At 58.3% G+C, this 12,457-nt stretch carries 10 protein-coding genes; 3 read left to right on the top strand and 7 right to left on the bottom strand.

The features are described from left to right. Nucleotides 1-13: 13 nt before the first annotated feature. Complete coding sequence (locus B2Q93_RS12045; RefSeq protein ID WP_046886910.1) at nt 14-1,315, bottom strand: MFS transporter; 1,302 nt, start codon at nt 1,313-1,315, stop codon at nt 14-16. Nucleotides 1,316-1,602: 287 nt separating this feature from the next. On the opposite strand from B2Q93_RS12045, the gene B2Q93_RS12050 reads away from it, so the two are divergent. Beyond that, nucleotides 1,603-2,676 carry a LacI family DNA-binding transcriptional regulator gene (locus tag B2Q93_RS12050; protein ID WP_040076435.1) on the top strand — a complete coding sequence of 358 codons (1,074 nt, stop codon included), beginning with the start codon at nt 1,603-1,605 and terminating at the stop codon, nt 2,674-2,676. Here B2Q93_RS12050 and B2Q93_RS12055 read toward each other — a convergent pair. The 4 genes from B2Q93_RS12055 to B2Q93_RS12070 all read right to left on the bottom strand — a co-directional run bounded on the left by B2Q93_RS12055 (nt 2,673) and on the right by B2Q93_RS12070 (nt 8,457). After that, nucleotides 2,673-3,935 carry a DUF1479 domain-containing protein gene (locus B2Q93_RS12055; RefSeq protein ID WP_286933169.1) on the bottom strand — a complete coding sequence of 421 codons (1,263 nt, stop codon included), beginning with the start codon at nt 3,933-3,935 and terminating at the stop codon, nt 2,673-2,675. The genes B2Q93_RS12050 and B2Q93_RS12055 overlap by 4 nt on opposite strands. 160 nt (nt 3,936-4,095) lie before the next feature. Then, nucleotides 4,096-4,911, bottom strand: coding sequence for a Cof-type HAD-IIB family hydrolase (locus tag B2Q93_RS12060; RefSeq protein ID WP_207293300.1), 816 nt, complete (start codon nt 4,909-4,911; stop codon nt 4,096-4,098). Between the two features lie 209 nt (nt 4,912-5,120). Further along, nucleotides 5,121-7,553, bottom strand: a complete 2,433-nt coding sequence (locus B2Q93_RS12065; RefSeq protein ID WP_286808672.1) for a formate C-acetyltransferase/glycerol dehydratase family glycyl radical enzyme — start codon at nt 7,551-7,553, stop codon at nt 5,121-5,123. A gap of 4 nt (nt 7,554-7,557) precedes the next feature. After that, a complete protein-coding gene (locus B2Q93_RS12070) occupies nt 7,558-8,457 on the bottom strand; it encodes a glycyl-radical enzyme activating protein (RefSeq protein ID WP_286933174.1) in 900 nt (299 codons plus the stop codon). Nucleotides 8,458-8,585: 128 nt separating this feature from the next. On the opposite strand from B2Q93_RS12070, the gene fsa reads away from it, so the two are divergent. After that, nucleotides 8,586-9,248, top strand: coding sequence for a fructose-6-phosphate aldolase (gene fsa, locus B2Q93_RS12075; protein WP_286933176.1), 663 nt, complete (start codon nt 8,586-8,588; stop codon nt 9,246-9,248). 98 nt (nt 9,249-9,346) lie between these two features. Here fsa and moeB read toward each other — a convergent pair whose 3' ends face one another. Then, complete coding sequence (gene moeB / locus B2Q93_RS12080; protein WP_286933178.1) at nt 9,347-10,099, bottom strand: molybdopterin-synthase adenylyltransferase MoeB; 753 nt, start codon at nt 10,097-10,099, stop codon at nt 9,347-9,349. A gap of 1 nt (nt 10,100) precedes the next feature. Beyond that, nucleotides 10,101-11,333 carry a molybdopterin molybdotransferase MoeA gene (moeA, locus tag B2Q93_RS12085; RefSeq protein WP_286933181.1) on the bottom strand — a complete coding sequence of 411 codons (1,233 nt, stop codon included), beginning with the start codon at nt 11,331-11,333 and terminating at the stop codon, nt 10,101-10,103. A 180-nt stretch (nt 11,334-11,513) separates the two neighbouring features. On the opposite strand from moeA, the gene iaaA reads away from it, so the two are divergent. Then, nucleotides 11,514-12,455: a beta-aspartyl-peptidase gene (iaaA, locus tag B2Q93_RS12090; RefSeq protein ID WP_286933183.1), complete on the top strand. Its 942-nt coding sequence runs from the start codon at nt 11,514-11,516 to the stop codon at nt 12,453-12,455. Nucleotides 12,456-12,457: the final 2 nt, after the last annotated feature.

The following is a 12,457-nucleotide window of genomic DNA, read 5'->3' on the forward strand; positions in this document are numbered from 1 at the left end:
AATAGATCCACTATCAGGCGCGCTTGGCGCGACGTTCAGCAATAAATGCTACCAGGAAAACAGCGCCAATCAGGTCAAAGAAGCCCATGGCAATAAAGAGGGGGTTGAAGCCGATTTTGTCGGCGGTCACACCAATCAACAAAGAGAAGAAGAAGCTGGCGATCCATGCCGCCGAGCCGCGCATCCCGTTGACCGTCGCCATCTGGCCTTTATCAAACGACTCCACGACCAGCGCACTCAGCATGCAGGAGATGATCTGATGCCCGAAGCCGCCGATAGAGATCAGCACGATGGTGATATAGGGATCGCGGGTGATAGCCACCACGGCCAGCGAGATCATCAGAAATGCGCCGGTAACCGAGCTTGCCACCACGGAGTTGACGCGGGTGCAACCGAACAGGCGGGTGTAGAGGCGGGTCAGGTAGCCGCTTGCCACGCTGCCAAGGTCAGCGGCGAGGAACGGCAGCCAGGCAAACATCGCTATCTGCTTCAGGTCCATGCCGTGCTCTTTAGCGAGGTAGAGCGGCACCCAGAAGCTCAGCACAGCCCACGCCGGTTCCGCCATAAAGGCCGGGATGGCGATACCGTAGAAGCGTTTGTTCTTTGAGACGGTTTTCAGCGCAGTCAGGAAGGGCAGCTTCACCGCAGGTGGTTCGTTATCCTGCTTAATAAACGCCAGCTCATCTTTGCTCAGGTTCGGGTGCTGCTCCGGGTTGTGATAAAACGCCCACCAGAGGATCACCCACAACAGCGCCAGCACGCCGGTAAACATAAACGCCCCCTGCCAGCCAAAGGAGGCGTGGGCGAAGTAGATGATAGGCGGAGCCAGCATGGCGCCAATCGAGAAGCCTACCCCCGCCCAGCCGGCGGCCACAGGACGTTCTGATTTTGGGAACCATTCGCCGATAGTTTTGGCGTTGGCTGGCGTCGCGGCTGCTTCCGAGGCACCCATAAAAAAGCGCAGGATCGCCAGGTGCAGCCAGCTACCGGCACCCGCATGGAAGATACACATCAGCGCCCAGATACCGGCGCAGACCATAAAGCCAATCTTCAGGCCAATCACGTCAATCAGCCAGCCGCACAAAGGCTGGAAAATGGTGTACGCGATCTGGAAGGCACCCACGATCCAGGAGTATTGCTCGGTAGTGATCCCCAGGCTCTCTTTTAGCTCCGGAGCGAGAATGCCTAACGAGTTACGGGTGATGTAGTTGACGGTGACGCCCATTAAGAACAGTACCAGTACATACCAGCGCAGGTTCTTAATCACGCGACGGGTTTTGCTTGTCGCTACGGTGTTATTGATGTCCTGACTCATTTTACTCTCCACAAGACGGACGGTAGGGGACATAGGTTCAGGTGTCACACGGCGCTTTATGATGTTGATTGTTATCCGTTTACCAGTGCAAAGTTGCTATACAACTAGTATGGAAGTTGTGTGACAAGTTCACCTTAAGGGAGAAAATGAGAGGGCAATAGTGGATTTTGTGCAAAAATTCTCATTATTGACCGTAACCCTTTGGCATGATGGCCTCCAGGTCAGTTACAAACTGATAACAAGGCTATGAAAATTTTTTCATTTAGCAAATGGAGCCAGATCACAAAATGGATAAAAGGTTAAAAATCACCGAAATCGCCGCCCGCACGCAGCTCTCTATCAGCACCGTTTCACGGGTACTGGCGGGTAAAGCGAATACCAGCGAAAAAGCGCGTAACCGGGTGCTGGCGTGTGCGCGGGAGTTGGGGGTGATGGACGGTCTGGCGGCTGGGCGCCTGCTGCTGAATAGCCTTGTGGTCTTTGCGCCGCAGCGGGCGTTTGACGAGCGGTCCGATATCTTTTACTACCGGGTCATCCAGAGTGTAAGCAAAGGTCTGGCGTCGCATGATGTGCGCCTGCGTTATTGCGCCCTGGAGGAGAACGACAGCGATGCGCAGCTCTTTCTGACGCGAATGAATGAGACCGAGACCCAGGCCGCCATCCTGCTGGGTATCGACGATCCCCATATTCACGATCTGGCGGTGGACGTGGGTAAACCCTGCATGCTAATCAACTGTCGCGACCGCCATATGCGCTTGCCCGCCGTGGCACCCGACCACCGGGCAATTGGCGAACGGGCCGCTGAGTACCTGTTCGAAATGGGACACCGGGAGGTGCTAAATGTACTCTGTCTGCGGCGTTACACGATGGAGCTACGTCTGGCCGGGATACGCGATGCGTGGCAGTCACACAACCTGACGTTCCGCGATAAACGCGATCTGCTGGTGGCGCCCAGCTTTAGCGCACGCGAAACAGAACAGCTCATCGGCGAGTGGCTCACGCAAATGCAGGGGAGGGATCTGCCCACCGCGTTTTTAGTGGGGGGTGATTTTATGGCGGCGGGAACCATCAGCGCCCTGCAAAAACAGGGGCTGCGGGTGCCTCAGGATATCTCGGTAATGAGCATTGACGGCTTCAATCTCGCCGCCATTCAGGATGTGCCGCTCACGGCGGTGCATGTTCCCCGCGATGAGCTGGGAACCGAAGCGGTGCATATGCTTCAGCAGCGGCTGATGCGCCCGGAGGCACCAGTTGGCACTTTGCTGCTCAACGGCACGCTGGCCGTGCGGGAATCAGTCCGGCGGATACGTCAGGGGAAACGACGCACCGCCGTAGAGCGTGAAGGACTTTACGATAACTAAGCCATGCCCAGCGCGCGCTTGCCGTGAATATTGAGATCGCTCAGGGTAAAGCGGTCTTGCCAGTCTGTTTCGTAATCTTCGCGTGGAAAATCTCCCGGTGATGCCCCGGTCTCCAGCGCGGCCTTAACTTTCTTCGCATAGGCGAGATTCTTTTCGCACATCGGCGCGGCCGGGATGTACATGACGTTGCCCCAGCCCTGCTGATTTTCTACCGGTGCGACGGAGTGGATCACATCGCAGTGCCACCAGACGGAATCGCCCGCTTCCAGCGCCGGTATGCTGGTCAGCGCCTCGATGAGCAGCGGATGCCATTTCTCTGAGATGGGCAGCACGCGACCCGGTGCGACACCGCAGAGTTCATCTTCCGGCACGTCGTCCAGCAGCGGACGCAGCAGAATGTAGGCCATTGCTTCCGGAATGGGGACCACGTGCAGCAGCCCCTGATCCGGGATCATGTCCGACAGCGCCGTCCAGCCCTGGAAGGTGCGGAACACAGAGCACTTGGTGGTGTTGTCCACGGTGTACTCATCCACATCGGTGCGGTGCGCAGCGTTCCAGGGATCATACTGATCCACATTGCCATCAAATACGCGGGCAAAGACCTGTTGATAGGCCGGCAGCAGCCAGCGCTCCAGCGCGCCGGAGTCGGTGTGCGCGCCCAGCCCTTTAGAGGTGGTTCCCGGTGGACGGCGGCGAATGCGATCCGGATAGATGACGCTTACGTCCGGGTTAAACCACTGCTTACCGTTGCTTTCGAATGTCCATAAACGGTTCAGGAAGGACTGCACCTGCGCCATCTCTTCACTCTGGCGCGCCTGCATTTGCGCCTGAGACCAGTAGATCGGGTAGATCTCCGGGCGGGAGGCGGTGAGGGTGCCAAAGAAATTATCCCCTGGCCCTTTGTACACCTCGTCGAAGTGATTACGATCCAGATAGTCGAGCATGGCGTTATCCCATGCCAGCGCCTGCTCACGGGGGAAGTGGCCTTTAATCACTGCGCAGCCGCGGCGTTTCACTGCGGCACGCTGCGCCTCGCTAAGCGTCCCGTTCTTAACGTCGGCGAAGGGGATGACTGGCCAGACGGGATCGCCGCTCTTTTTCAACGCAGCGATCTCAGCCACGCGGTCGGCGATCTTAGCGTGCAGACGATCAAATACCGCCTGTACGTCGCCGATCTGCGCACGCAGCTCACGCTTCATCTGACGGATTGCCGCTTTGTGGTCGGCGGGCAGGGTTTCACTGGTAAAGGTTAAGCTCATCACACCCTCTCTTTCTTTCATTCGAAAGTAAAAAACATTACAAGTGATACTTTAAGTTAAAAATAAGTTAATGCAAGTTGAAAAACTTGATCGGGTGCACAGGACGAGAAGGAAGAGAAAGAGAAGGCGTTTCGCCGGCAGGGCGCCGACGAAAGGGGAATCATTGACTGAACGGTGCGCTGTTATCGAGCACGGCCTGAATCACGTTCAGGGCACCCTGATGGTTATTGTCATCGGTCTGATAACGGGAAATCGATTTGATCGCTTCCCCCGCATTGCCCATGGCGAAGGGGTAACCGACAAACTTCAGCATCTCGGCATCGTTGCCGCTGTCGCCGATAGCGACGCAGGCCTGCGGGGAGATTGCCCAGCGCTTCAGCAGGCGGCTAATGCCGTTCGCTTTATGCAGGCCAGGGATAATTAAATCCACAAAGCCAAAACCGCTGGTTACCGGTTTCATGATGCCGTCGAGAGAGACATGCAGCGCGTCGATCAGGTTCGGGATATCAGAGTCGGGCAGGTTCAGTGAGAATTTAAACAGCACATCGTCAATTTCATGATAATCACTGACCCGCTGAAGACGGTGGTAGTGCTTTGACATTAGCGCCACAAACGCGTCCGGGGCCTTATCGCTGACGTAAGCACTCTGCAGCCCGCAGGCCACGAAGTTCAGCTGTTGATCTTTCAGCAATTCGCCAATCACGATCTGCGATTCATGACGGGTAAGCTCGCCGTGGAAAATCTGCTCGCCGTGATCAAAGACCAGCGCGCCGTTTTCCGCCACGAAAGAGATCTGCTCTTTGAGCTCCGGGAAGAAGGAGATGAGCTGGTAGTACTGGTTGCCGCTGGCGACAACGAACTCTATGCCACGGGCCTGAAGCTGTTCGAACTGTGCTTTGAAGCGGTCACGGTCGTACTGCTTGGCGTCATTGAGAAAAGTTCCGTCCATATCGGTGACGATAACTTTAACGGTCATAAATTGCGCTCCTGAATATTGCTGCGACCAGCAACATTCTAATAACAAGGTGACGGGGAGCACAAATTTAATTTCATTCGAAAGTCAAAAACACAACGGCAGCCGGAGCTGCCGCTTAGTGTTTTCTCCCTCTCCCCGTGGGAGAGGGCCGGGGTGAGGGCATCAGCGTGCGCACTTCCCTTCGCCCTCAGGGGAGAGAGGCCGCCGCGTTACAGCGTATGCTCCGTACGCGCAATGATATCGTCCTGGGCATCCGGCGACAGGGCGGTAAAGAACGCCGAATACCCCGCCACGCGCACCACCAGGTCGCGATACTGATCCGGATGTCTCTTCGCCTCCAGCAGCGTCTCGCGCGACACAATGTTGTACTGAATATGCCAGCCTTTATGTACCTCGAAGAAGGTGCGCAGCAGCACCATAAGCTTCTGGCGATCGCTGTCGTTATCAAGCGTGGCCGGGTTCAGCTTCTGGTTTAGCAGCACGCCGCCAAGGATCGCTTCGGTCGGTAACTTACCGACAGAGCCAATCACCGCCGTTGGGCCGAGGTGGTCGGTACCGGAAGCCGGGCTTGCCCCCTCCGCCAGCGGGGTATGCGCTTTACGCCCGTCCGGGGTGGCCATGGTGGCAGCGCCAAAGGGCACGTTCGCCGAGATGGACGAGGTCCCGGCATAGTACTTGCCGCCTATCGGACCGCGACCGTAGCGCGGATTGTGGTACTGCTTCAGTTCGTCGATATAAGTCTGGTATGCGCGCGTCAGCAGCAGATCCACGCTGTCGTCGTCATTGCCGTACTTCGGCGCGCCGTTGATAAGGCGCTGGCGCAGCTGTTCGTGCGTCAGCCCGTCGAAGTCGTCCGCCAGAGCAGCGGCAAGCTGCTGCTGCCCAAGGGTAGCCTGCTCGAAGACCAGTTTCTTCACCGCCGCCAGGCTGTTGCCGAGGTTCGCAATACCCACCTGCAGGCCCGAAACCCAGTCATATTTTGCGCCACCCTGCTTGATACTTTTCGCGCGCTCGATGCAGTCATCCACCAGCGCCGAGCAGAGAATATCGTGGACATTCTCTTCCAGCATGGTGTCCACCACGTACTCAATTTCGATAGATTTACGGGTGTAGTAACGTATCTGGCGATCCCAGGCGGCCATCACCTCGTCGAAATCGGTAAAGTTGCCGGCTGAGAGCGCCTTGACCTGGGGCAAGAACACCTTACCGCTGGTGGCGTCCCGGCCGCCTTCCATTGCCGCCAGCATTACGCGGGCGAAATTAATAAAGCTCATGCCGGTACAGCGGTAGCCCCATTTGCCGCCAACGGCGGTTTCGATACAGCCAATTGCCGCATAGTCGTAAGCATCCGCTTTTTCCACGCCGAGCTTGATAAACTCCGGAATGACGATTTCATCGTTGTTAAACGCCGGCATGCCAAAGCCGCAGCGGATCACCTGCACGCAGGCGTCGAGGAAGTCATTGCTCATGCCCGCGTGATAACGCACGCTGAGGTTTGGCTGGGTAGAGCGCAGACGGCCGCAGGATTCAAGAATCGCGTAGGAGAGCGGGTTCACCGCATCCATCGGTTCACCGTTGACCAGCTTCTGGCCGCCAATGGTCACGTTCTGATAGAGCGGACTCCCGGCCGAGGCTTTCGAGTGCGAGCCGGAGCGGATCTTGTTCACTTCCAGCAGTTTCAGCCAGCAGCTGTGCAGCAGCTCAATGGCGTGCTCGCGATCCAGACTCTGTTGCAGCTCCACGTCGCGACGGTAGAAGGGGTAGAGGTACTGGTCCATGCGGGCAAACGAGACCGAATGACCGTTTGACTCAATCTGCAGGATCAACTGGATGAAATAGCAGAGTTGCAGCGCCTGCCAGAAAGTCTCTGGCGGCTGGTGCGCAATCACATCGCAGTTTTCCGCCATCGCCAGCAGTTCATCGCGGCGGCTTTCGCGGGTTTCAGTGGCGGCCATCTCACGCGCCAGGGCGGCAAAGCGTTCAATATGCAGGCTGACCGCCTCCAGCACGATATCAATTGCCTTCAGGAACTGATCGCCGTGCAGGTCGTCAAGGCAGGTGAGGTTGATTCGCGAACGGCGTTCATCCACCTTATGGCGCAGACCATCCAGCCCTTTTTCCAGCAGCAGCGGGAAGTTCACCGCCAGGTGGGCATCGCCGGAGGTCATGTTACCTTCGGCCTTGATGATACCGCTCTCCAGTAACCCTTTTTGCTCATCGGTGAACATGCCGTAGCAGCGATCCTGCACCGTCTGACCACGCCACCACGGGCAGATCTCATGCAGCACGCGTTTGTTCTCATCGCTCACCGCAAAGCCTGCGCCAGGACGGTCGGCCAGGTCGTCGATCTCTTTCTCAATCCAGGCGACGGTATACTCCGGGAAGATGGGCGCGGCGCGGACTTCGCTCGCCTGGTTTCCGATAATCAGCTCATCGTGTTTGATCCAGATGGTCCGCTGCGCCAGATGGTGTGCCAGCGCCAGCGCGCGGCGCACCGGGATCGGTTTGTCCATATGCTGCTGGTACATCTCGGTATAGTGCTGAGCACGCTCGGTACAGACTGGCGGCTTGACGATATGAACCAGCGCGGTTTTATGGGCTTTAATGCGATCGCTCAGGGTAGTGAGATTCAGGGTCGTCATAACGTTATCCTCGTAGGGTCGCCGTTAACCCTTTCTGGCTGGCATACTGCTGTGCAAAGGCCAGTAAATCAGGGTTATCGAGCGGTTTATCAGGGGCAGAGTAGGGTTCGCCGAGCAGGCTGTACTTATTCATGCCCAGCGTGTGATAGGGTAAAAAATGGATATCGCGAACGTTGAGTTCGTCGGCGGCAAAATTAGAAATGGCGGTCACCGAGGCCTCATCGGCGTTAAAACCCGGGATCAGCGGTACGCGGATGGTAAGGGTTTTGCCCGCGGCGGCGAGCCGTTTCAGGTTCTCCAGTACGCGCTTCGCAGAGCCGTTGGTCCACTGTTTAAAGCGTGCGCTATCGACCTGTTTCAGGTCGGCCAGGAAGAGATCGACATAGGGTAATGAGGGTTCAATATTGTGCCAGGGAACATGCAGGCAGGTCTCAACGGCGGTGTGTATGCCTTGTTCCCGGCTGGCCTGAAACAACGCCTGGGCCAGCGCTGGGTTCATAAAAGGTTCGCCGCCGGAGAGAGTCATACCGCCGCCGCTGCGATCGTAAAAAGGCTTGTCGCGAACCACCCTGGCCATGATCTCCTCTACCGGCTGCGCTTCCCCGCAGACGGTGAGCGCCTGGGTTGGGCAGCAATCGATCAGCGCTTTGAACGCGGCCTCATCGAGCTTTTCGCGATGAATCATCAGGCCATTTAACGCGCGTTCAATAACGTCTGGCGTCGCCTGCTGGCACAGCTCGCACGCCTCCATGCAAAGGCGCGCATCAAACAGCAGATCGCGGTGACGACGGCGGCTTTCAGGATTTTGACACCAGCGGCAGCTCAGGGAGCAGCCTTTCAGGAACACGACGGTACGGATACCGGGGCCGTCGTGGGTAGAGTAGCGCTGAATGTTGAAGATCATGATTATGCCTCTGGGTTGCGTATGAAGATTAAATGACTTTCGAATGAAAGTTATCTTGACGTGCGTCAACTCCAGGAGAGGTTTTGCCGTGCTAGGGTAAATGCAGATTCATTTTTGAGGACACTATCATGGAACTCTATCTCGACACTTCCGACGTCGCTGCCGTAAAAAGACTGGCGCGCGTCTTCCCGCTGGCGGGCGTGACCACGAACCCGAGCATCGTGGCGGCAGGAAAAACGCCGCTGGAGGTTCTGCTACCGGAACTGCACGACGCGCTGGGGGGCAAAGGGCGCTTATTTGCTCAGGTCATGGCATCACACGCGGAAGGGATGGTGGAAGAGGCCATTAAACTGCGCGGCATGATGGCGGACCTGGTAGTTAAAGTGCCGGTGACGGCAGAGGGGCTGGCGGCAATCAGGATGCTGAAAGCCGAGGGGATCCCGACGCTGGGTACCGCCGTGTATGGGGCAGCGCAGGGGATGTTATCTGCGCTGGCGGGAGCGGAATATGTCGCGCCGTATGTTAACCGCGTAGATGCGCAGGGCGGGGATGGGATCCAGACGGTGGTCGAACTTCAGCAACTGCTCACCCTGCATGCGCCGCAGGCGAAAGTGCTGGCGGCCAGTTTTAAAACGCCGCGCCAGGCGCTGGATTGCCTGCTGGCGGGCTGCGAATCGATTACCCTGCCGCTGGATGTGGCGCAGCAGTTGCTTGCTTCTCCGGCGGTTGAGGCGGCGGTGGCGAAGTTCGAACAGGACTGGCAGGGGGCGTTTGGCCGCAAGTCGATTTGATTCTGTTGCCGGGTGGCGCTGGCGCTTATCCGGCCTACGGTTTTCTCCCTCTCCCTGTGGGAGAGGGCCGGCGTGAGGGGATCAGGCCACAACAAGGCTTAACCTCCGCACACCTCACATCCCGGGTTACGCATCAGCTTCATTTCGCGGAACTGGCAGGTCATGGCGTCATACATCACGATTTTTCCGGCGGCAGGCGTACCGTAGTGCGCCAGCACCTTGATCGCCTCCATCGCCTGCAGCGACCCGATGATACCGACCAGGGGGGCCATCACCCCCGCCTCCACGCAGGTGAGCGCGTTTTCACCGAACAGACGGCTCAGGCAGCGATAGCAGGGCTCACCCTCGGTCCAGGTGAAAACGCTGATTTGCCCTTCCATGCGAATGGCCGCGCCGGAGACCAGCGGCGTTTTGTGGGCGAAGCAGCTGGCGTTTAGCTGGTGGCGAATGGCGACGTTATCGGTGCAGTCGAGCACCAGATCGTGCCGGGCAATCAGGGCAGAGAGCGCTTCGTCATCCAGCATCGCGTCAAGGAGGGTGAACTGAACGTTGGGATTAATACGTGCCAGCGCCGCGTGGGCAGAAGCCACTTTGGGCTGGCCGAGCGTGGCGTCGCTGTGCAGCGTCTGGCGCTGCAGGTTTGAAACCGAGACAGTATCGAAGTCCAGCAGCGTCATCTGGCCAACCCCCGCCGCGGCCAGGTATTGCGCCGCCGCGCAGCCCAGGCCACCGAGTCCGACCACCAGCACGCTGGCCGCCTTCAGCGCTTCCTGACCCTCAAAGTCAAAACCGCGCAGCACAATCTGGCGGTTATAACGCATCATCTCCTGGTCGCTCAGCTCAGCCGTCATATCAGCCTCCGAACAGGTGGTTAAAGCGTTCGACCTCAACCCATTCGCCCGCCTCTACGTTGCCGCGCTCACGCTCAAGCACGATAAAGCAGTTGCCCTGGCTGAAGGAGCTAAAGATATGCGACCCCTGATGCCCGGTGGAACTCACTTCCAGCTCGCCGTTGGCGTTGTGCGCCAGGATGCCGCGCTGGAAATCGAGGCGACCAGGGGATTTCTTGAGCCGCGTTGCGGTGCGTACCCGCTGGCGAACCGGCAGCGGACTGGCATTGCTGCCGGAGAGCTTCGCCAACAGCGGGATCACCAGCTGATAGAAGGTAAGGGCGGCCGAAACCGGGTTGCCCGGCAGCCCGCAGAACCAGCTCTGTTGCAGTTTGCCGAAGGCGAAAGGTTTGCCCGGCTTGATCGCCAGCTTCCAGAAAGCAATCTCTCCCAGCTCGTCGAGTATGGTTTTGGTGTAATCCGCTTCGCCTACCGATACGCCGCCGGAGCTGATCACCACGTCTGCAACGCGGTCTGCTTCCATAAAGGTGGCGCGCAGTTTTTCCGGATCGTCCGGAATAATGCCGAGATTTATGACGTCACATCCGAGCTGCTCCAGCATCAGATGGACCGCCAGCCGGTTGGTGTCATAGATTTGACCCTCCTGCAGCGGCTGGCCCGGAAGCTGTAATTCATCGCCGGTGGAGAAGAGCGCCACGCGCACTTTGCGTACTACCGCCACCTCGGCGATACCGAGAGAGGCCAGCACCGGCAGCTCAGCCACCGTCAGCGTCGTCCCGGCGGCAAACACCGTTGCCCCGAGGGCGATATCTTCTCCGCTGCGGCGAATGTTCTGACCCGCTTTTACCGGCGCGGTAAAACGTACGCCGCTCTCCGTCTGCTCGGTCTCTTCCTGCATGACCACCGCGTCGCAGCCTTCCGGCACCGGCGCGCCGGTCATGATGCGAATACAGCTTCCCACTAGCCACTCGCCATGGAAAGGCTGCCCGGCAAAGGCTTTCCCGGCAACCGGAAGAGCGGTGCCAGCGGCCAGATCCGCCAGACGGACGGCGTAACCGTCCATCGCCGAGTTATCGAAACCCGGTACGTTCAGCGGCGAGACGATATCGGCTGCCGTTACGCGACCAAAACACTGCAACAGAGGCAGGGTTTCGGACGCCGTTAGCGGCGTCAAACGTTCAAGCATCTGCGTAAGTGCCGTCTCAAGCGGCATCAGTCCGGCGGTAAAATCCATAGGTAACTCCAGCGGGATGACAACGAAAGCGCCCATTATGGCAGAAAAGTGCCGCTAACTGTATGACACCATGGGCTTAGGCTTTACATCACTGTATCGTCTTTCTATATTCAAAAATTATCTGAAGCTCCATCAACGATAATGATATTTATAAAAAAAGCCGCGAACAGGTGATGTGAAATGAGCAAGGCAGTCATCGCAATTCATGGAGGCGCCGGGGCAATTACCCGATCGCAGCTAAGTATGGAGCAGGAGAGGTGCTATATCGAGGCGCTCTCCTCTATTGTGGAAACCGGCCAGCGGATGCTGGAAGCGGGAGAAAGCGCACTGGACGTGGTAACCGAAGCCGTGCGCCTGCTGGAGGAGTGCCCGCTGTTTAACGCCGGGATCGGGTCGGTTTTTACCCGCGATGAAACCCATGAGCTGGACGCCTGCGTGATGGATGGCGTCACCCTGAAAGCGGGGGCAGTGGCCGCCGTGAGCCGTCTGCGTAATCCGGTGCTGGCCGCACGGCTGGTAATGGAGCAAAGCCCGCATGTCTTACTGGTGGGGGAAGGGGCGGAGAATTTTGCCTTTGCGCAGGGGATGGCGCCGGTTTCGCCCGAGCTCTTTTCAACGCCGGCGCGTTTCGAGCAGCTGCTGGCCGCACGTGCCGAAGGTGAAACCCGTCTCGATCACCACGGTGCCCCGCTGGATGAGTCCACCAAAATGGGTACCGTCGGCGCGGTAGCGCTGGATAAAGCCGGCAACCTGGCGGCGGCCACCTCCACCGGGGGCATGACCAATAAACTGCCCGGTCGGGTGGGCGACAGCCCGCTCCCTGGCGCAGGGTGCTATGCCAATAACGCCAGCGTCGCCGTCTCCTGCACCGGTACGGGCGAAGTATTTATCCGCACGCTGGCGGCCTATGACATCGCGGCCTTAATGGATTACGGCGGCTTAAGCCTCGCAGAAGCCTGCGAACGGGTGGTGATGGAAAAACTGCCGGCGCTGGAGGGCAGCGGCGGGCTGATTGCGGTTGATCGTGAAGGTAACGTGGCGTTGCCGTTTAACAGCGAAGGCATGTACCGCGCCTGGGGCTACGCTGGCGATGCACCATCGACCGGTATTTATCGTGAATAAGG

It is taken from the genome of Leclercia sp. UBA5958, from assembly GCF_002430365.1.
Lineage (GTDB): Bacteria > Pseudomonadota > Gammaproteobacteria > Enterobacterales > Enterobacteriaceae > Enterobacter > Enterobacter pneumoniae.